The organism is Dietzia sp. Die43 (assembly GCF_024519835.1).
Classification (GTDB): Bacteria; Actinomycetota; Actinomycetes; order Mycobacteriales; family Mycobacteriaceae; genus Dietzia; species Dietzia kunjamensis.
Window position 1 is genome coordinate 67,855 of the sequence record NZ_JALJRF010000011.1, and the last position, 20,673, is coordinate 88,527.

General features: G+C 71.0%; 16 protein-coding genes. 13 read left to right on the plus strand and 3 right to left on the minus strand.

Translation table 11 applies throughout. The features are described from left to right. Positions 1-11: 11 nt before the first annotated feature. Genes NR111_RS10825 through NR111_RS10835 form a run of 3 tightly spaced genes read left to right on the plus strand, consistent with a single transcriptional unit; the run spans position 12 to position 2,963 of the window. On the plus strand, positions 12-1,175 hold the full coding sequence (locus tag NR111_RS10825; protein ID WP_256820775.1) for an acyl-CoA dehydrogenase family protein: 1,164 nt from the start codon (positions 12-14) through the stop codon (positions 1,173-1,175). A 2-nt stretch (positions 1,176-1,177) separates the two neighbouring features. Further along, positions 1,178-2,074 (plus strand): 3-hydroxyisobutyrate dehydrogenase, encoded by an 897-nt coding sequence (gene mmsB, locus NR111_RS10830; protein ID WP_374210713.1) that lies wholly within the window; start codon positions 1,178-1,180, stop codon positions 2,072-2,074. 25 nt (positions 2,075-2,099) lie between these two features. Next, positions 2,100-2,963 (plus strand): LuxR C-terminal-related transcriptional regulator, encoded by an 864-nt coding sequence (locus NR111_RS10835; RefSeq protein ID WP_256820776.1) that lies wholly within the window; start codon positions 2,100-2,102, stop codon positions 2,961-2,963. A gap of 48 nt (positions 2,964-3,011) precedes the next feature. On the opposite strand, the gene NR111_RS10840 is transcribed toward NR111_RS10835, so the two are convergent. Next, positions 3,012-4,319 carry a cytochrome P450 gene (locus NR111_RS10840; RefSeq protein WP_256820777.1) on the minus strand — a complete coding sequence of 436 codons (1,308 nt, stop codon included), beginning with the start codon at positions 4,317-4,319 and terminating at the stop codon, positions 3,012-3,014. A 250-nt stretch (positions 4,320-4,569) separates the two neighbouring features. Between NR111_RS10840 and NR111_RS10845 the strand changes: the two genes are divergently transcribed. Further along, a complete protein-coding gene (locus NR111_RS10845) occupies positions 4,570-6,003 on the plus strand; it encodes an MFS transporter (protein ID WP_132061506.1) in 1,434 nt (477 codons plus the stop codon). Positions 6,004-6,107: 104 nt separating this feature from the next. Here the strand turns inward: NR111_RS10845 and NR111_RS10850 are convergent, their stop codons facing one another. Next, on the minus strand, positions 6,108-6,614 hold the full coding sequence (locus tag NR111_RS10850) for a MarR family winged helix-turn-helix transcriptional regulator (protein ID WP_256820778.1): 507 nt from the start codon (positions 6,612-6,614) through the stop codon (positions 6,108-6,110). 72 nt (positions 6,615-6,686) lie between these two features. Here NR111_RS10850 and NR111_RS10855 point away from each other — a divergent pair, with 72 nt between their 5' ends. The 3 genes from NR111_RS10855 (at position 6,687) to NR111_RS10865 (ending at position 10,263) form a co-directional block, all read left to right on the plus strand. After that, positions 6,687-7,118, plus strand: a complete 432-nt coding sequence (locus NR111_RS10855; protein WP_256820779.1) for a hypothetical protein — start codon at positions 6,687-6,689, stop codon at positions 7,116-7,118. A 148-nt stretch (positions 7,119-7,266) separates the two neighbouring features. Further along, the gene (locus tag NR111_RS10860) at positions 7,267-8,817 is read left to right on the plus strand and encodes a succinate CoA transferase (RefSeq protein ID WP_256820780.1); all 1,551 of its coding nucleotides are present in this window, start codon (positions 7,267-7,269) and stop codon (positions 8,815-8,817) included. Positions 8,818-8,853: 36 nt separating this feature from the next. Beyond that, positions 8,854-10,263, plus strand: coding sequence for an acyclic terpene utilization AtuA family protein (locus NR111_RS10865; protein ID WP_256820781.1), 1,410 nt, complete (start codon positions 8,854-8,856; stop codon positions 10,261-10,263). 10 nt (positions 10,264-10,273) lie between these two features. Here the strand turns inward: NR111_RS10865 and NR111_RS10870 are convergent, their stop codons facing one another. Beyond that, on the minus strand, positions 10,274-11,881 hold the full coding sequence (locus NR111_RS10870; protein WP_256820782.1) for a class I adenylate-forming enzyme family protein: 1,608 nt from the start codon (positions 11,879-11,881) through the stop codon (positions 10,274-10,276). Positions 11,882-12,016: 135 nt separating this feature from the next. On the opposite strand from NR111_RS10870, the gene NR111_RS10875 reads away from it, so the two are divergent. From NR111_RS10875 to NR111_RS10900, 6 genes are read left to right on the plus strand one after another with little or no spacing between them, the layout of a single operon-like run. Beyond that, positions 12,017-12,835, plus strand: a complete 819-nt coding sequence (locus NR111_RS10875; protein ID WP_256820783.1) for a TIGR03084 family metal-binding protein — start codon at positions 12,017-12,019, stop codon at positions 12,833-12,835. After that, positions 12,832-14,622: an acyclic terpene utilization AtuA family protein gene (locus NR111_RS10880; protein ID WP_256820784.1), complete on the plus strand. Its 1,791-nt coding sequence runs from the start codon at positions 12,832-12,834 to the stop codon at positions 14,620-14,622. The genes NR111_RS10875 and NR111_RS10880 overlap by 4 nt, the downstream gene beginning before the upstream one ends. Next, entirely contained in the window at positions 14,619-15,821 is a 1,203-nt protein-coding gene (locus NR111_RS10885; protein ID WP_082923930.1) for an acyl-CoA dehydrogenase family protein, read from the plus strand. Before NR111_RS10880 ends, NR111_RS10885 begins: the two co-directional genes overlap by 4 nt. Continuing rightward, complete coding sequence (locus NR111_RS10890; protein WP_067716709.1) at positions 15,818-17,416, plus strand: acyl-CoA carboxylase subunit beta; 1,599 nt, start codon at positions 15,818-15,820, stop codon at positions 17,414-17,416. Before NR111_RS10885 ends, NR111_RS10890 begins: the two co-directional genes overlap by 4 nt. Before the next feature lie 11 nt (positions 17,417-17,427). Next, entirely contained in the window at positions 17,428-19,485 is a 2,058-nt protein-coding gene (locus NR111_RS10895; RefSeq protein ID WP_256820785.1) for a biotin carboxylase N-terminal domain-containing protein, read from the plus strand. Positions 19,486-19,490: 5 nt separating this feature from the next. Beyond that, positions 19,491-20,672, plus strand: a complete 1,182-nt coding sequence (locus tag NR111_RS10900) for an acyl-CoA dehydrogenase family protein (protein WP_256820786.1) — start codon at positions 19,491-19,493, stop codon at positions 20,670-20,672. Position 20,673 lies beyond the last annotated feature (1 nt).

Here is a 20,673-nt window from a genome sequence, read left to right on the forward strand (position 1 = left end):
GAGGAACACCCATGTTCACCCTTGATGACGACGACAAGGTCATCGTCGACGCCGCACGCGACTTCTCGGACAAGCGGATCGGTCCCAAGGCGCAGGAATGGGACGAGACCCACCACTTCCCCAAGGACGTCCTCCGCGAGGCTGCCGGGATGGGCATGGGCGCGATCTATGTCTCCGAGGAGGTCGGGGGCAGCGGGATGCGTCGGCTGGACGGCGTGCGGATCTTCGAGCAGCTCGCCCGGGGATGCCCGGCGGTGGCGGCCTACCTGTCCATCCACAACATGTGCGTGTGGATGGTCGACGAGTTCGGCACCGACGAGCAGCGCCGGCAGTGGATCCCCGAGCTGGCCTCGCTCGAGAAGTTCGCCAGCTACTGCCTCACCGAGCCGGGCGCCGGGTCGGACGCGGCGGCGCTGCGCACCAAGGCGGTCCGCGATGGTGATCACTACGTGCTCACCGGGACCAAGCAGTTCATCTCCGGGGGCGGCCAGTCGGACGTCTACCTGGTGATGGCCAGGACCGGGGACGCGGGCCCCAAGGGCATCTCCGCGTTCCTGGTCCCGGCCGACTCGGACGGGCTGAGCTTCGGCCCCGACGAGCGGAAGATGGGCTGGAACGCCCAGCCGACGGCGCAGGTGATCATGGAGGGCGTCCGGGTCCCGGCCGCCAACCTCATCGGCGGCGCGGACACCGGCGGGGAGGGGCTCGGCTTCACCATCGCGATGCGTGGACTCAACGGCGGGCGCATCAACATCGCCGCCTGCTCGCTGGGTGGGGCCCAGGAGGCGTACTCGCGGGCCGTGGCACACGTGCGGGACCGCGAGGCGTTCGGCGGTGCGCTCATCGACGAGCCGACCATCCGGTTCACCCTGGCCGAGATGGCCACCGAACTGGAGGCCAGTCGGCTCCTGCTGTGGCGCGCCGCCGCGGCGCTGGACGCCAAGGAGCCGGACCACGTCGAGCTGTGTGCCATGGCGAAGCTGTTCGTCACCGACCGGTGCTTCGACATCGCCGACCGGTCGCTGCAGCTGTTCGGCGGCTACGGGTATCTATCCGAATACGGAATCGAGAAGATCGTGCGGGATCTGCGGGTGCACCGCATCCTTGAGGGCACGAACGAGATCATGCGCGTCGTCGTCGGCAGGGCCGTCGCCGCGCGCGGACTGGGAGCGTAGGAATGACCAACGAACTGCCGACCGTCGCTTTCCTCGGGCTGGGCAACATGGGCGGTCCCATGGCCGCCAACCTGGCAGGCGCCGGCCACGAGGTCCGCGGTTTCGACCCGGTCTCCGCGGCGCAGGAGGCCGCGCGTTCGGCCGGTGTGACCGTCTGCGAGACGCCGGCCGAGGCGGTCCGCGGGGCCGGGGTCGTCATCACGATGCTCCCCAACGGCGCGCTGGTCACCTCCACCTACGAGGACGTCCTGGGGGAGGCGGAGCGGGGAACCCTGTTCATCGACTCGTCCACCATCTCGGTCGACGACGCCCGGGCGGTGCACGCCAAGGCCGTCGAGGCGGGGATGCTCCAGGTGGACGCCCCGGTCTCCGGCGGTGTCAAGGGCGCGACCGCGGGGACGCTGGCGTTCATGGTGGGCGGCGAGGACGAGGCGTTCGCCGCCGCGCAGCCGGTGCTCGAGCCCATGGCGGGCAAGGTCATCCACTGCGGCGCGGCGGGGGCCGGTCAGGCCGCCAAGGTCTGCAACAACATGGTGCTGGCCGTGCACCAGATCGCGATCGGCGAGGCGTTCGTGCTCGCCGAGCGGTTGGGGCTCGAGCACCAGGCCCTGTACGACGTCGTCACGGGGGCGACCGGCAACAGCTGGGCGCTGCACACCAACTGCCCTGTGCCCGGCCCGGTGCCCACGTCGCCGGCCAACAACGACTTCGCGCCCGGCTTCGCCACGGCCCTGATGAACAAGGACCTGGGACTGGCCCTGGCGGCGTTGGAGAGCACCGGTACGGTCGCGCCGCTCGGCGCGGCGGCCGCGGCCCTGTACGACGAGTTCGCACAGGACAACGGTGGCAAGGACTTCAGTGCCATCATCACCAGCATCCGCGATTCCGCGCGGCGCTGACCGCCTCCACTCTCGGGAGCTGACCATGACCACCCTTCGACCCAGTGATTCGGACGCCGTGCTCGGCGCCCTGCGCCGCGCGCGGCAGGAGTCCGGTCTGCCGATCGTGTTCGCCGGGCAGGCCGACGGCGAGACCGCGAAGCTCACCCGCTTCATCGGGGTCCGCACGAACTCCATGCAGGGTCTGGCCGTGGCCAAGGGCCGGGGGCTCGGGGGGCACGTCATGGCGTCCGGACGACCCGCGACGGTCCGCGACTACGAGGACTGCTCCAGCATCACCCGCGACTACGCCGATGCAGTGGAGCAGGAGGGCCTGCGGGCCATCATCTCGGTGCCGGTGATGGTCTCCGGTGTCGCGCGGACGATCCTGTACGGGTCGGCGCGGGTGGCCACGCAACTCGGCGATCAGGTCGCCAGGACGTTCAACTCGGTCGCCTCCGAGCTGGCCTCGGAATTCCAGATCAGGGACGAGGTCGACCGCCGGCTGCGGATGGCCGATCTCGCCGCCGCCGAGCACTCTGTCGGCCTGGAGACCACGGACCGCGAACAACTGCGGATCCTGCACGGCGAGCTGCGGGCGATCGCCGCGGAGCTGGGCGACCCCGCACTGCGCGACCGGCTCCTGGCAGCCGGCTCCGCCCTCGCGGGCGTGGGACGGACGCCCGATGCCGGGGACATCCCGGTGCCCGCCAAGTCCGTGCTCTCGCCTCGCGAGATCGACGTGCTGGCCCAGGTGGCGCTCGGCTGCTCGAATGCCGAGGTGGGCGCCCGATTGTCGCTCTCCCCGGAGACCATCAAGGCCTACCTGCGCAACATCGGTACCAAGCTCGGCACGCGGTCGCGGATGGAGTCCGTCGCGCGCGCCCGGCTCCTCGGCGTTCTGCCCTAAGGCGCCCCGGCGGGCCGGCAGCCCGGAACGGTGGTCCACACCGGTAGGTCACCCTGTCGCGGACTCCGGGTCCTGCCACGTCACCCGTACCCCTGTCGCGGGACGGGTGAGCATCTGCGTCCACGGGAAGGTGAGGTCGTCGGGATCCCGGCTGATGCGCACCTCCGGATGGAACAGCGCGGCAACCGCGGCGGACAGGGCGGCCACCGCGATCTTCTCACCAGGGCACCGGTGCCCGGTGCGTACCCCCGCCCCGCCCTGCGGAACGAACGCCTCGAGTTGCTCGACGTCATCGACCCCCATGAACCTGTCGGGGTCGAACGTCGTGGGGTCGTCCCAGTGATGGGGGTCGGTATCGGTGCCGAGGAGGTCCAACAGGACCCGTTCGCCTCTGTGCACCGGGCATCCGTGCACTTCGAAGTCCGAGGTGGCCATCGCCGGCAGCATCGGTACGAACGGGTAGACCCGCCGGACCTCATGGGCAAAGGCGACGGCCTCCGGGATGTCGGAGAGGCGACCCGCGGCCGACGAGGCCTCGCGGATCCGGTCGGCCCACCCCGGGTTCTCCGTCAGTGCCACAGCCGCGAACGCGGCGAACCGCGCCACCGCCACCGTCGGGCGGGTGAGGTTCTGCAGCTCCACGGCGGCGGTCCGGTCGTCGACTGCAGCGCCGTCGGGGTCCCGAAGGTCGGCCATGGCCGCCAGGACCGAGTCGGGCTCCGCGCGCAGTCCGCCGGCCCGCACCGCGCGGATCAGGCCGGTGGCCCAGCGGTCCAGCCGGACGCGTTCGACCTCGGCGACCGGATTGGTCGCGATGCGGCCGAACGAGTCGAGCAGCCTGCTCATCTGGCGGGCCCGGCGATCGGCCTCCGCCGGGGTGAGCGGTAGGCCCGCCCAGCGGAACGCCGCCCGACCGAACGCCGTGGTGGTGTCGCCGTAGACCGTGCCGGTACCGCTGCGCGCCCAGTCGCCGAGCATCCCCTCGAGTTCATCGGCGACCAGTTCGGAGAACCGCGCGGCGCGCTCGTCGTCATAGGCCATGTCGGCCAGTGCGTTCTTGCGTACCTCGTGCGCGCGGCCGTCGAGTCCGTGGACGGCGCCCGGGCCGAAGAGTGGAAACCGGATGAACCCGGGCATGGCGCCGTTGCGCTCCACCTTGTCCGCGTCGTAGAAGTTCCGCACACCCTCCACGCCCCGCAACAGAACGGCGCTGCGTCCCATGAGCCGCAGTCGGACAGGGGCCTGCGAATCGGGGGAGACCCCCGCGCGTTGCCGCACCCGCGAGGCGAAGAGGTATCCGGACCGGAGGAAGTCGAGGGACTGGTCGCTGATCACTCGTGGGGTGGGTCGAGGCATCGGGCGCGCTCCTTCGGGCTCGTGGTCGGCGTCTCGCCCGTCACGCTAGGGACGCCCGCGGCGGTGCGCTTCCGGTCCGGCGGTGCCGGGTTCGCCCGGCCGCGACGTGATCCGGATCACCGACCATCCACTTTCGGGTGTATCCAGTGTGGCCCCAGTCACATACCTTTTGCTCAATCGACGTTCACTCGTCGGGGAACACGTCCCGCGCCAGGGCCCCGCCCGGCGCCCCACGAGACTTGGAGTTGTCTTGACAACCACGAACCTTCCCGCCGGGGGTGCGGCGCCACAGTCGCCGAATCCGTCAGCGGAGCCCAGGAAGACCTCGCTCGCGAAGGTGGCGGCGGCCTCCTCGATCGGCACGACGATCGAGTGGTACGACTTCTTCATCTACGGCACCGCCGCGGCGCTGGTCTTCCCCACTCTGTTCTTCCCCGGCCAGGATGCGGCGGCCGCGACACTCTCGTCGTTCGCGACCTTCGCCGTCGCGTTCTTCGCGCGCCCGGTCGGCGCCGCGCTCTTCGGCCACTTCGGCGACCGCATCGGTCGTAAGCGCACCCTGGTGTGGACCCTGTTCATCATGGGCATCGCCACCGTGTTCATCGGCCTACTCCCCGGGTACGGCACCGGGGCCTTCGGAATGTTCGAAGGCGGCATCGGCATCTGGGCCCCGACGCTCCTCGTCGTCTGCCGCTTCTTCCAGGGCTTCGCGGTCGGCGGCGAGTGGGCCGGGGCGACCCTGCTCACGGCCGAGTACGCGCCGCAGGGTAAGCGCGGGATGATGGGGATGTGGCCGCAGCTGGGCGTCGCCTTCGCGTTCTTCCTCTCCTCGGGCACGTTCCTTATCTTCTCGCTGGTCGCCGGCGACAGTTCTGACGTCAACAGCCCGTTCATGCAGTACGGCTGGCGTATCCCGTTCCTGCTGTCCGCCGTGCTCGTGCTCATCGGCCTGTGGATCCGCATCTCCATCGAGGAGACCCCGGTCTTCAAGCAGGACCGGGCCCTGGCCTCCGAGGACGCGGCACCCAAGACCCTGCCGTTCGCTGATGCGCTCCGCTACCAGTGGAAGGAGATCCTCATCGCCGGTGGCGCGCTCACCTCGCTGTTCTCCCTCTTCTACATGGGCACCTCGTTCCTCACGAACTACGCCACCAAGAACCTCGAGCACACCCGCCCGTTCGTCCTGGGTATGGGCATGATCGCCGCCCTGATCTTCGGCGCCGCGATCGCGATCTCGGCCATGTACTCCGACCGGATCGGCCGCAAGAAGGTCATCGGCACCTCGGTGGCGCTGGCCGTGGTCTGGTCACTGTTCGTCTTCCCGATCCTCGACACCGGGTCGCCGATCGCGTTCGCCATCGTCCTCTTCGTCACGCTCATCATCTTCGGCATCGCCTACGGCCCGGCCGGCGCACTCCTGCCGGAGCTGTTCCAGGCCCGGTACCGCTACACCGGCGCCGGCCTCGGCTACAACCTCGCCGGCATCCTCGGTGGCGCACTGCCGCCGCTGGCCGCCGCCGCGATGGTCGCCGCGGGCAACACGCTCGGTGTCGGGATCATGCTCTCGTTGCTGTCCGCCATGTCCATGCTGTGCGTGGTGGCCATGACGGAGTCGAGCAAGAACGTGATGAACGCGGATGCCGAGATGACCGAGGACCGCACCCTCGCCACCGAGGTGCCCTGATCCACACCTGACGGAACCCCGGAGCTCACGGCCCCGGGAGATTCCCTCCCCCGAACAGCCGCGCCCGGCCCCACCCGAGAGGGGGCCGGGCGCGGTGTCGTATGTCAGAAGTCGCCGGCGGACCGGCGCAGCGCGGCGATGGCCTCGATGAGCGCCACCTGCTCGCCCTCGTCCATCCCCGGGTCGGCGAACACGCCGGAGTTGAGCGCCGCGGTCGCCTCGGCCACCACCTGCCTGCCCGCGTCCGTGATCTCCACCAGGGTCGTCCGCCCGTCCGTGGGGTGCGGCCGTCGCTCCACGAGTCCCGCGTCGAGGAGGCGCTTCATGGCGCTGGTGACGCTGGTGACGTGCACCTGGAGGCGCTCCGAGGCCTTGGTGATGGGCAGCGCCCCGGAGCGGGAGAAAGCCAGCAGACGGAGGAGTTCGTAGCGGGGGAACGACAGGTTCCACGGCCGCAGGGTGTCCTCGACCCGGGCCAGGAGGATCTGGTGCGCACGCATCACGGAGGTCACCACCGTCATCCCCTGCGCGGCATCCGTCCAGCCCTCTCGCTCCCAGTTGGCGCGGGCCTGGTCGATGCGATCGGGGATCGGGGCGGTCCTGGGGGGCAAGGCTCACTCCTGTCGGACGCGGCGGTGGGATGATGGGCAGTCTATCCACACCAACCAGGAGGTTCAGGCGCCGTGGCCGATTCCGATGCTGAATCCCCGCCGGTGGCGACGACGGCCGGGGCGCCCCGGGTCCACGACCGCGCGGCGCAGGTGATCGCGGCCGCCGGCGGCCGGGTGCCGGACGTCCGCGGGGGAGCGGTGTTGGCGGTGGCCGGGGCCGACGACCCGGGCGGCCCGCCCACTGTGGAGCGGGTCGCCGGAGGGTGCGGGGGCGGGCGCCGGGTGCTGCTCGAGGGCAGGGCCGTGGTCCGCTCCGACGGCGTTCGCCCCACGCATCTCCTCGTGTGGGCATCCGGCACCGACGGCGGGGAGGTCCTGGTCCTGGTGGAGCGGGGGGACCGGGGCGTCTCGCCCTGGCCCGCGGAGGGCACCACGGCAGGGGAGATCGGGTTCGAGGCGGTCCGGCTGGACGCCGATCGGGTCGTGTCCGGCACCCTGGCCTGAGCGGCCGCGGGCGACGCGGTGAGGGGCGGGCCGTGATGTGTCCCGTCTCCGCCGTCGGCGATGTGGCCCGCAGGGCGCCCACTCCGGCCGGGGGTGAGGCCCGGATCGCGAGTCGGGGTCCCGGACGACCCGGCGATAGGCTCCGCGTATGAGCACCTCCGTCCAGCAGCGGGGCACCGCGTACGACCCCTCACGCATCCGCCATCCCCACTTCCGGGGACTGGTCACCGACGCGGCCTCCGCTGTGGAGCAGATCGCCGATGGTGACACGGTGGCGATCAGCGGGTTCGCCAGCGCGGGCACGCCCAAGGCCTTCGCGCCGGCCCTGTCCGAGCGCATCCGTTCGGTACGGGCGGCAGGTGGCAGGCTCTCCGTCAACCTGCTCACCGGTGCATCGGTGGCCAGCGAGGCCGAGGCGATGCTCGCCGAGGTCGACGGGATCGCGCTGCGGATGCCGTATCAGAGCGAGCCCACGGCCCGCGGCAAGATCAACTCGGGCGAGATGGACTACGTGGACGTCCATCTCTCGCACGTGGCACAGCAGGTGTGGCAGGGCCACTACGGTGACATGGACGTCGCGGTGCTGGAGGTCGCCGCGATCACCGAGGACGGCAAGCTCGTCCCCGCGATGTCGGTGGGCAACAACAAGACCTGGCTCGACGTGGCGGACAAGGTGATCCTCGAGGTGAACTCGTGGATCCCGGACGGCGTCGAGGGCATGCACGACATCTACTACGGCACCGCGCTCCCGCCGCAGCGCAGGCCGATCATGCTGTCGCGGGCCGACGACCGGATCGGCCAGCCGCTGCTCGAGGTGGACCCGGCCAAGGTCGTCGCCGTGGTGCCCACCGACCAGCGGGACTCCGCGAGCGCCCTGACCAAGCCGGACGCGGTGAGCGAGGCCATCGCCGGCCACGTCCTGGAGTTCTTCCAGCACGAGGTCGCCGGCGGCCGGATGCCGGCGGGCAGTCTCCTCCCGCTGCAGGCGGGGATCGGCAACGTGGCCAACGCCGTCCTCGCCGGGCTGGCGGCGGGGTCGTTCTCCGATCTGACCTGCTACTCGGAGGTCATCCAGGACTCGATGCTCCAGCTCATCCGGCAGGGCACGGTCGCCCATGCCTCGGCGACCGCGTTGGCCCTGTCCGAGGACGGGCTGACCGAGTTGGTGGACAACTTCGAGCTGTACCGCGACCACATCACGCTGCGTCCGCAGGAGATCAGCAACCACCCGGAGATCGTCCGGCGACTGGGGATCGTCGGGATGAACGGCATGCTCGAGGCCGACGTCTACGGCAACGTCAACTCCACCCATGTGGGCGGGACCCGGATCATGAACGGAATCGGCGGGTCCGGCGACTTCACCCGCAACGGGTACGTGTCGATGTTCTTGAGCCCGTCCACGGCCAAGAACGGGGCCGTGTCGGCGATCGTCCCGATGGTCCCGCACGTCGACCACACGGAGCATGACGTCCAGGTGATCGTCACCGAGCACGGTCTCGCCGACCTGCGGGCGCTGAGCCCGCGCAAGCGGTCGCGCCTCGTCGTGGACCGGTGCGCCGACCCGGCCTTCCGGCCCCTCCTGCACGAGTACCTCGATCGGGCCGAGGCCCGTCCCGACGCGGGCAACACGCCGCATATCCTCGAGGACGCCTTCTCGTTCCACGCCCGCCTCGCCGCCACGGGGAGCATGCTGGGGTAGGCGCCCACCGCTGATCGACAAGGAGTCCGAGGATCGATGACGAGTACCCGAAGTCCCCTGCGCATCGGCAACGTCTCGGCGTCGCGGGCCGATCGCGCCACGGCGACGGCCGAGTTCCTCACGGCCGCGACCCTGGACGTCCTCGCGCTCGACATGCTCTCGGACGAGGCGATGCTCGAACTCGCCGGGCAGCGCGCGACGGGCGGCCCGGGTTACGAGGCGGCGGCGCTGGTCCAGATCGGCGAGTGTCTCGAGCGGCTCGGAGCCGGGGGAGTGCGGATCGTCACCAACGCCGGCGCTCTGGACCCGGAGGGGCTCGCATCCGCACTGCGTGAGCTGGCCCGCGAGTCGGGGGTCGAGCTCGCGGTGGCCAGCGTCGACTCCGGGGACGTGACGGACAGGGCGGTCGATCTGGGTCTCGGTCAGGTCGACGTCGCGACGGTGCGTCACGGCGCGTTCGGCATCTCGCGAGCGTTGGCTGCCGGTGCCGTCGTCGTCGTCACCGGGCGCGTCAGTCGCGAGGCCCTCGTCGCCGGCGCCGCGGCGGCCCACCACGGCTGGACGCCGTCCGCCCTGGACTCCCTCGCCGGATCGGTCGCGGTGGGGCACGTGCTCTCCGGTGGCCCCGGCGCGACGGGGGTCGTCGACTCCACGACCGATGTCACCCGCACCACCGATCCGGTCACCGGGGGTTACCCCATCGCGGAGATCGCCGACGACGGGTGCGCGGTCGTCACGCGCCATCCCTCGGCCTTCGGGTCGGTCACCGTCGGGACCGTCACCGATCAGCTCCTCGACGGCGTCGCCGGGGCGCGGTACGCGGCGCCCGACGTGGTGCTGCGGCTCGACTCGCTCCGCCTGGCGCAGGAGGGCACGGATCGGGTCCGGATCAACGGGGCGCGGGGCGAGCCGGCCCCGCCGGTCGTGGCGGTGGTCGCCATGACCCGGGGTACCGGTGGCGACCGGCGTCCCGTGCGGGTCGCCCGCCCCCTGGCGCAGGGGGAGACGGGGCACTCCGTGGTCATGCCCGACGGCGCCCGCGTCACGGTCCCGGTGCCGGTCGAGACCGCGCCCATCGGGCCGGGCGAGCTACCGACGCCGTGGTCCCCGGGCGCCGTCCCGGGCGGGGAGCCGGTCGTCGCCGTCCTGGGCTCGGTCGCGAGTGTGCGCCGCGGCGTGGTCGGCCGCGGGGTCAACATCGCGGTGTGGACATGGGACGACTCGGCGTTCGCCTGGCTGGCCGGGGAACTCACCGTCGAGCGGATCCGTGAACTCATCCCGGGTCTCGACGGTATGGACATCCGGCGCTACCTGCTGCCCAATCTCCGGGCGGTCAATCTCGTGGCCCGCCCGCCACGGGGCGAGGTGCTGCGGCCCGGGCTCGGAGCCGACCTCACGGCGGCCCGCCTGGAGATCCCCGGCGAGCTCCTCGAGGTCGGCCCCTGACCCCGCCCTGTCATTGCGCCGCCCGCAGCTCGGCCTTTCGGATCTTCCCGGTCGCCGTGCGGGGGATGGAGTCGACCACCACGACGTCGCGCGGCCGGTGCGAGGGGGAGAGCCGCTCCGCGCCGAACTCCATGACCGAGTCCTTGAGATCGGCCTCGGCCGGCGCGCCCTCGGCGGGCACCACGACCGCGATCACGAGCTCGCCCCACTTCGGGTCCGGGCGGCCGACGCAGGCGACCTCCGCGACGTGCGGGTGGTCCATGAGGACCCGCTCCACGTGCAGCGAGGAGACGTTCTCGCCGCCGGACTTGACGATGTCCTTGACGCGGTCGGCGAACCACACGACCCCCTCGTCGTCGATCCGGCCCAGGTCGCCCGAGTGCAGGCGGCCGCCCACGAACGCCGCGGCGTTGGCCTCGGGGTTATTCCAGTAGCCCTCCATCACCGTCGGTCCGCGGTAGACGATCTCGCCGTCCTCGCCGGCGGGCATGAGCTCGGCACCGCCCGGTTCGCTGATCCGGTTCTCCGCGACCGGGGTGGGGTAGCCCCAGGAGTCGGACTTGTCGGGGCCCAGCTCGGGCCACTGCATGACGGTGGCCGGGGTGCACTCGCTCATCCCCGAGGCCAGCGCCATCCTTGCGTCCGGGAGCGCGGACTCCAGGCGCCTGCGCATCTCCTCCGACATCGGGGCCATGGCGTAGAGCAGGAACCGGATCGAGGAGAGGTCGAGGCCGCGGTCGGTGCCGTCGGCGAGGGCCTCGAGCATGAGGGGCAGGCCCACGAGGTGGGTGGCGTGCACCCGGGCGACGGTGTCGGCGTACTGGACCGGGTCGAAGCCCGGCAGGAGGTGGACGGTCGCGCCCATGGTGACGGCGGACAGCAGGACCCCGTTGAGGCCGGCGGTGTGGAAGAGGGGGAGCGGGCAGACCGTGACCGAGGCCTCGGCTCCCCAGTTGAGGCCGAAGATCGCCCCGTTGCCGAGCGCGGCCATGGTCACGGCGAGGTGCGAGGTGAGGACGCCCTTGGGGCGTGAGGTGGTACCGGAGGAGTAGAGGCACTGCACGACCTGACGGTCGCCGATCACCGTGTCGGGACTGGTGTCGTCGTCGGCCAGGAGGTCGTCCCACCCGATCAGTGCGGGACCGTCGGCAGGGGCCTCCAGGCCGGCCGGGACGCCTCCGACGACGACGACGGTGCGGATCGCGGGAATGGCGGCGACCGCTCCCATCACCAATTCCGCGAGTGAGCCGTGGACGACGAGGATGCGGGTGCCCGAGTCGGTCAGGGCGTGCGCGATGTTCTCGAGCCCGGACAGGAGGTTGATGGGCAGCGAGACCATCCCCGCCTTGGCCGTCCCGAAGTAGGTGGCGACGAACTCGCGGCAGTTCGTCGACAGGATCGCGACCGGCTCCTCCGCCTCGATCCCGTGCGCGGTCACCCCGTGGGCGAACCGGTTGGAGATCGCCTCGAGTTCGAGATACGTCCACGACCCGGCATCGTCCGTGAGCGCGGTCCGGCCCGCGAACGTGGCCGCCGCGCGGGTGGGGAGGTCACCCACCGAGCAGCGGCGGGCCATAGCGTGGTCGAGGGGGTCGATCCCGGTGAGATCTAGGCGCACGGTGTCTCCGTAAGGGGGTCGGGGCGTCCCGCATCGGGAGTGACGGGGATCACGGTTCCCAGACTCCCAAAGCGTGCGCCCAAAAGCAAGCAAGCGCGCTTGCTTTATTCCGGGGGAGGTGGGATCGTTCTCGCCATGACCAACCCCCAGCCCTCCGAGACGGAGGATCCGCACGCGGCCCTCGCCGCACTCAGCGCCCGGGTGGACGAGCTCGTCGAGACCGCCGGGGCCGATCGCTGGAACACCGACACCCCGGCCGAGGGCTGGGACGTCGCCATGCAGATCGCCCACCTGGCCTGGACCGACGAGGTCTCCGTCACCGCCATCCGCGACGCGGAGGCCTTCCAGGCCGTGGTGGACAAGGCCATGACCGACCCCACCGGCTTCGTCGACGCCGGCGCGGCCGAGATCGCCGCCACCGGCCGCGACGAGGTCCTCGCGCGCTGGCGCCTCGCCCGGGGGGAGCTCGCCGACGCCCTCAAGGCCGCGGACCCGGGGGAGAAGATCCCGTGGTTCGGCCCGCCCATGCGGTCCAAGTCCATGACCACCGCCCGCATCATGGAGACCTGGGCACACGGCGTGGACGTCGCGGACGCGCTCGGAGTGGCCGTCGACACCGACCCGGCCTTCCTCGGCGCCCTCCCGCACGTCGCCCGCCTGGGCTGGAAGACCCGCGCCTTCGCCTACATGATGAACGGGCTCGAGGCCCCCACCTCCGAGGTCCACGTCGCCCTCACGCAGGCCGATGGCACCGTCCTGGAGTTCGGGCCCGCCGACGCCGAGCAGCGCGTCACGGGCCCGATCCTCGACTTCTGTCTGCTGGTCACCCAGCGTGTGCACCTCGACGACACCGCTCTCGAGGCGGTCGGCGAGGACGCGCTGGGCTGGATGCGTATCGCCCAGGCGTTCGCCGGACTCCCCGGCGGCGGCCGTGAGAAGGGAGCACGAGCATGACCGTGTACAGCACCCCACTGCGGGTCGGAAACATGTCCGGGTTCTACGGCGACCGCATCTCCGCGATGCGCGAGATGCTCTCCGGCGGCGAACTCGACGTCCTCACCGGTGACTACCTGGCCGAGCTGACCATGCTCATCCTCGGCCGCGACCGGATGAAGAGCGCCGAGCTCGGTTACGCCAAGACCTTCCTGCGCCAGCTCGAGGACTGCCTCGCGCTGGCCCTGGAGAAGAAGGTCAAGATCGTCGCCAACGCGGGCGGCGTCAACCCGGCCGCGCTGGCGGACGCCATCCGCGAGATCGCGGACCGGCAGGGGCTGCCGGCGAAGGTCGCCCACGTCGAGGGCGACGACCTCATCGCCCGGATCGGGGAGCTCGACGTCCCAGAGGACGCCGGGTTCCCGGTCACGGCCAACGCCTACCTGGGTGCCTTCGGCATCGCACGGTGCCTCGACGCGGGGGCCGACGTCGTGGTCACCGGCCGCGTCACGGACGCCTCGGTGATCGTCGGGCCGGCCATCAGCCACTTCGGCTGGGGCCGCGACGATCTCGACGCGCTGGCCGGCGCCACCGCGGCGGGGCACGTCATCGAGTGCGGCACGCAGGCCACCGGCGGAAACTACGCCTTCTTCAACCGCGGCGAGATCGTCGATCCGGTGAAGCCCGGCTTCCCGATCGCCGAGATCGCGGCCGACGGCACCTCCGTCATCACCAAGCATGCGGGAACCGGGGGCGCGGTCACCGTCGGCACCGTGACCTCGCAGCTGCTGTACGAGGTGACCGGTGCGCGCTACGGCGGACCCGACGTCGTCACCCGACTCGACACCGCCGTGCTCGAGCAGGAGGGTGCCGACCGCGTCCGGATCTCCGGCGTCGTGGGCGAGACGGCCCCGCTCACCACAAAGGTGTCTGTCACCTGCCTCGGTGGTTTCCGCAACGAGATCACGTTCCTGCTCACGGGCTTGGACATCGAGGACAAGGCCGCTCTGGTCGAGCGTCAGTTCCGGGCCGGGCTCGAGCGCGAGCCGGCGCAGCTGGACTTCCGCCTGCACCGCACCGACCACCCCGACGCCGACACCCAGGCCGCCGCGACCGCGCTGATGACCATCGTCGCCTGGGACCCGGACTCCGACGTGGTCGGTCGAGCGTTCTCCGATGCCGCGGTCGCCATGACCTTGTCCAGCTATCCGGGCGCCACCCCCAGCGCGCCGCCCGGCCGCGGGGGACCGTACGGCGTGTACATCCCCGCCTACCTGGACCAAAACGAGGTGCCGCACATCGCGGTCCTGCCCGACGGGACCCGGGTCGACATCGACCCCCCCGCCAGGACGGAGGAGATGGGCGACGGCCACGCCTCCGACGGACTGGACGCCGACGGCAACCCGCTCGTTTCCGCAGTGCCGGTGACGGGGTCGACCCGCCGGCGCCCGCTGGGCGACGTCCTCGGGGCCCGCTCCGGCGACAAGGGCGGCACCGCCAACATCGGACTGTGGGCCGGTGACGCCGAGGCCTACGCCTGGATGCGAGACACCCTCACCGTCGACGAGCTGAGACGCCTCCTGCCCGAGGCCGCGGAGTTGCCGATCGAGCGCTATGAGCTGCCGAAGCTGGGCGCGGTCAACTTCGTCATCGACGGACTGCTCGGCAAGGGCGTGGCGCACGGTTACCGCTGGGACCCGCAGGCCAAGGGCCTGGCGGAGTGGCTCCGCTCCCGGGTCGTCGACATCCCCGACCACATCAACGCCCCCGTGACCGCCGCACCGGCCCAAGCGAAGGAGAACGAGTGACCATCCCACGCCGTACCGTCCCCGCCGTCCCACCCCATGTGCCAGGCGACCCCTGGTACTCCGAGGAGCGTCTCGCGCTGCGCGAGGCCACGACCCGCTTCGCCGAGCGGGAGATCCTGCCCCACCTCGACGAGTGGGAGGCCGCGGGCTCGATCCCGCGCGAGCTCCACCGCAAGGCAGGCGAGCTGGGACTGCTCGGGGTCTCGTTCCCCGAGGAGGTCGGCGGCGGTGGCGGCGACGCGATCGATTCGATGATCGTGTGCGAGGCGCTGCACGAGGCCGGAGTGTCCGGCGGCGTGTTCGCGTCACTCTTCACCTGCGGCATCGCGATCCCGCACCTGGCCCAGTCCGGCACCCCGGAACAGATCGAGCGCTGGGTCAAGCCCACCCTCGCCGGCGAGATGATCGGCTCCCTGGCCATCACCGAACCCGGTGGCGGATCGGACGTCGGCCACCTCACCACCACGGCCCGGCGGGACGGCGATCACTACGTCGTCAACGGTGCCAAGACGTACATCACCTCCGCGACGCGCGCCGACTTCGTCGTCGCCGCCGTCCGTACCGGCGGCGAGGAGCTCAAGGGCGCCGCCGGTGTGAGCCTGCTCGTCATCCCCACGGACACCCCGGGCTTCCACATCTCGGCGCCGCTCGACAAGCTCGGCTGGCGCGCCTCCGACACCGCCGAGCTGACGTTCACCGACTGTCGGGTGCCGGTGGAGAACCTCGTCGGCGCGGAGAACGACGGCTTCGCGCAGATCGGGATCGGCTTCGTCGGCGAGCGCGCCGCGCTGGCCGCCCAGGGATACTCCCAGGCACAGCGCTGCCTCGATCTCACGCTGGACTGGGTCCGCGAGCGGGAGACCTTCGGACGCCCGCTGCTGTCCCGGCAGGGCGTGCAGAACACGGTCACCGAGATGGCCCGTCGGATCGATCTCGCCCGCACCTACACGCACCACTGTGTGAACCTGGCGGTGTCGGGGCAGGACGCCATCGCCGAGGTCTGCTTCGCCAAGAACACCGCCGTCGAGTGCGCCGAATGGGTCGCCAACCAGGCGGTGCAGCTGTTCGGAGGACTCGGCTTCATGTCGGAGTCCGAGGTCAGCCGCCAGTACCGCGATGTCCGGCTCCTGGGCATCGGGGGCGGCACGACCGAGATCCTGACCACCCTCGCCGGACGACGTTTGGGGTTCACGGCATGACAATCCTCCGTTCCACACTGGACACCACCAGCGCCGAGTTCGGTGCCGCGAGGCAGGCCATGGAGGGCAAGCTCGACCAGCTCGCCACGGATCTCGAGCCGGCACTGTCCGGCGGTGGCGAGCGCAAGGTCGCCCGCCACCGCGAGCGCGGCAAGTTCACCGCCCGCGAGCGGATCGACATGATCCTCGACCCGGAGTCCCCGTTCCTGGAGTTGTGCGCGCTCGCCGCGTGGGGCTCCGACTTCCAGACCGGTGCCTCCGTGGTGGCCGGGATCGGTGTGGTCGAGGGCGTCGAGTGCCTGCTCATCGCCAACGATCCGACGGTCAAGGGCGGCACCTCCAACCCGTGGACGCTGCGCAAGGTCCTCCGTCTCAACGACGTGGCCATGAAGAACCGGATCCCGGTCATCAGCCTCGTGGAGTCCGGTGGCGCCGACCTGCCCACGCAGAAGGAGGTGTTCGTCCCCGGCGGCGCGCTCTTCCGCGACCTGACCCGCCTGTCCAAGGCCGGCATCCCCACCATCGCCGTGGTCTACGGAAACTCCACCGCCGGTGGCGCGTACGTGCCCGGCATGAGCGATCACGTCGTCATGATCGAGGAACGTTCCAAGGTCTTCCTCGCCGGCCCGCCGCTGGTCAAGGCCGCCACCGGTGAGATCGCCGACGAGGAGACCCTCGGTGGCGCCGACATGCACGCCCGAGTCTCCGGCCTGGCCGACCACCTGGCGGTGGACGAGGCCGACGCTGCCCGCTTGACCCGGGGTATCGTCCGCCGTCTCAACTGGACCAAGGCCGGGCGCGCCCCGCGTGCCCAGGTCGCGGAGCCGCTGTACGGCACCGACGAGCTGCTCGGGATCGTCCCGGAGGACCTCAGGATCCCGTTCGACCCGCGCGAGATCATCGCCCGGATCGTCGACGGCTCGGTCTTCGACGAGTTCAAGCCGCTGTACGGCGCGAGTCTCGTCACCGGTTGGGCCGAGCTCCACGGTTACCCGGTCGGGATCATCGCCAACGCGCGCGGCGTGCTGTTCAGCGAGGAGGCCCAGAAGGCAACCCAGTTCATCGAGCTGGCCAATCGATACGACACACCCCTGCTGTTCATGCACAACACCACCGGCTACATGGTCGGGTCGGAGTACGAGCGCGGCGGCATCATCAAGCACGGCGCGATGATGATCAACGCGGTCTCCAACTCCGAGGTCCCGCACCTGTCGCTCATCACGGCCGCCTCCTACGGTGCCGGCCACTACGGCATGTGCGGCCGCGCGTTCGACCCGCGGTTCCTCTACACCTGGCCCAGCGCCAAGTCCGCCGTCATGGGTGGGCAGCAGCTCGCCGACGTGGTCACCTCCGTCGCCGCGGCCGCCAGCGCCGCCCGCGGTCAGGAGATGGACCAGGAGACCATCGACGGACTCAAGACCGCGATCGCCGACCAGATCGAGAAGGAGTCCCTGCCCGCCTTCCTGTCGGGGATGCTCTACGACGACGGCGTCATCGACCCCCGCGACACCCGGACGGTGCTGGGCCTCAGCCTGTCCGCGATCCACTCCGGAGAAGTCGCCGGAACCGACCGCTTCGGCGTCTTCCGGATGTGAGGAACGAAACCATGCAGAATTCATCAATCCCGACTCCGATCACTTCAGTCCTGGTGGCCAACCGCGGCGAGATCGCCCGACGCGTCCACCACACCGCGCGGTTACTCGGCATGACCACTGTCGCCGTGTTCTCCGACGCCGATGCCGAGGCGCCCCACACCCGCGAGGCCGACGCCGCCGTCCGCCTCCCCGGCAACACGCCGGCCGAGACCTACCTGCGCGGTGACCTCGTCATCGCCGCGGCCAAGGCGGCCGGCGCCGACGCCATCCACCCCGGATACGGGTTCCTGTCTGAGAACGCCGGGTTCGCCCGCGACGTGATCGACGCGGGCCTGACCTGGGTCGGCCCGCCGGTCGCCGCCATCGAGGCCATGGGCTCCAAGATCGAGGCGAAGAAGATGATGGGCGAGGCCGGCGTGCCGATGCTCAGCGATCTCGAGCCCGCCGACGTCACCGAGGACATGCTCCCGGTGCTGGTCAAGGCCTCCGCCGGTGGCGGCGGACGCGGCATGCGGATCGTCCGCACCCTCGACTCGCTGCACGACGAGATCGCCCATGCGCAGCGCGAGGCACAGTCCGCCTTCGGCGACGACGCCGTCTTCTGCGAGCGCTTCCTCGAGCGTGGCCGCCACATCGAGGTCCAGATCATGGCCGACTCGCACGGCACCGTCTGGGCGGTGGGGGAGCGCGAGTGCTCCATCCAGCGCCGCCACCAGAAGGTCATCGAGGAGGCCCCCAGTCCCCTCGTCGAGCGGACCCCGGGGATGCGGGAGGCGCTCTACGAGGCGGCCCGCGACGCCGCCTCCGCGATCGGGTACACCGGCGCCGGAACGGTCGAGTTCCTCGCCACCGACGACGGCGAGTTCTTCTTCCTCGAGATGAACACCCGCCTCCAGGTGGAGCACCCGGTCACCGAGGCCACCACCGGTCTCGACCTGGTCGCCCTGCAACTCGACGTGGCCGCCGGACTGCCGCTGCCGTCCGCCGAGCCGCCGGCCGCCCACGGTTGGTCGCTGGAGGCCCGCCTGTACGCCGAGGACCCGGCGAACGACTACGCGCCGGGGTCGGGAACCCTCTGGGCGCTCGACGTCCCCGGGGTCTCCTCGAGCTTCGAAGGGCCCCACCGCCCGGGCATCCGGGTGGACAGCGGTGTCGAGCCGGGCCCCGACGGCGCCCTCATCGGCGTCCACTACGACCCGATGCTCGCCAAGGTCATCTCATACGGCCGCACCCGCGCGGAGGCCTGTGCCTCCCTCGCCGGTGCCCTGGCTCGTGCGCGGGTCCACGGTCTGGTCACCAACCGGGCCCAACTCGTCCGCGTGCTCCGGCACCCGGAGTTCATCGCCGGCAACCTGTCGACGACGTTCCTCGACGACCACGGCGCCGAGTCGCTCGCCGCGCCGCTCGCCGGCCCCGAGGCCGTCGCGATCTCCGCGCTGGCCGCGGCGGTGGTCTCCGGAACCGCCGACCACCTCGCCGGACCGGTGGCGCTGGCCCAGGCCGGGTTCCGCAACGTCGGGCGCACGCTGCAGAAGCGGACGTTCCGCCACGGTGAGGACGAGTTCGAGGTGGCCTACATCCGCGAGCGTTCCGGCGCCCGCCCGGACGGAGACCTGGCCGACGTCGTCACCGTCGAGGCGGTGGCCCCCGACTCCGCCGTCTTCGAGGTCAGGGGAGTGCGCCGCGTCTTCACCCTGGCCCGCTACGAGACCCCGGGTGCGGACACCGTCGTCGAGGTCGACTCCCCGCTCGGTCCCGTCTCACTCGTCGAGCCGCCGCGCTATACCGACCCCGCCGCCGAGGTCGCCGCCGGATCGCTGCTCGCGCCCATGCCCGGTGCGGTCATCCGCGTCGCGGTCGCCGTCGGCGACACCGTCACCGCCGGACAGCCGCTGCTGTGGATGGAGGCCATGAAGATGGAACACACCATCGCCGCCGCCGTCGACGGCATCGTCACCGAGCTCCCCGTGGAGGTCGGCACACAGGTCGAGTCGGGGACGATCCTCGCCGTCCTCTCCGATCCCGACACCGACACCGACAGCACCGACACCACCAGCGTCCAGGAGTGACCACGATGACCGACATCTCACAGATCCCCAACCCCGTCATCGACACGGAGGAGCAGACGCAGCTCCGCCAGGTGGCCTTCGAGCTGGGCTCGCGCTACGGCATCGAGTACATGCGGGAGAAGTCCGACACCGGCGAGACCACCAACGAGTTGTGGACCGAGGCCGGCAAGCTCGGCCTGCTCGGCGTGAACCTGCCGGCGGAGTACGGTGGCGGCGGAGCCGGGATGACCGAGCTCGCCATCGTGGAGGAGGAGCTCTCCGCGGCGGGCGCCGGCCTGCTCATGATGGTCGTCTCGCCGGCCATCAACGGCACGATCATCTCGCGCTTCGGCACCGAGGAGCAGAAGAAGAGGTGGCTGCCGGGCATCGCCTCCGGTGAGACCATCACCTCCTTCGCGATCACCGAGCCCGACGCCGGATCCAACTCGCACGCGATCACCACCACGGCCCGCCGCGACGGCTCCGATTTCCTGCTCAGCGGGCAGAAGACCTACATCTCCGGTGTCGACCAGGCCGACGCCATCCTCGTCGTCGCCCGCCTCGAGGGCGCGACCAGCGGCAAGCTCCAGCCGGCCTTGTTGATGGTGCCCACGGACGCCCCGGGCCTCGCCAAGACGCACATCCCCACCGAGGTGCGGACCCCCGAGCGGCAGTTCCAGCTGTACTTCGACGATGTCCGGCTGCCGGCCGAGGCGCTCATCGGCGACGGCGACACGGCGCTGCTCATGCTCTTCGCCGGTCTCAACCCGGAGCGCATCATGGCCTCGGGCATGGCTGTGGGCATCGCCCGTTTCGCCATGGACCGGGCGACCAAGTACGCCAACGAGCGGCAGGTGTGGAAGACCCCGATCGGCGCCCACCAGGGCGTTTCACACCCGCTGGCGCAATGCAAGATCGAACTCGAGCTGGCGCGGTTGATGATGCGCAAGGCCGCGGCCCTGGTGGACGCCGGCAGGGACGACCTGGCCGGCGAGGCCGCCAACATGGCGAAGTACGCCTCCGGTGAGGTCTCGGCCCGCACCGTGGACCAGGCCATCCAGACCCTCGGTGGCAACGGTCTGTCGGTCGAGTACGGACTGGCCGGCATGCTCGCCGCGTCGCGTCTGCCCCGTATCGCCCCGGTCAGTCGGGAGATGATCCTCAACTACGTGGCCCAGCACTCGCTCGGGCTGCCGAAGAGCTACTGAG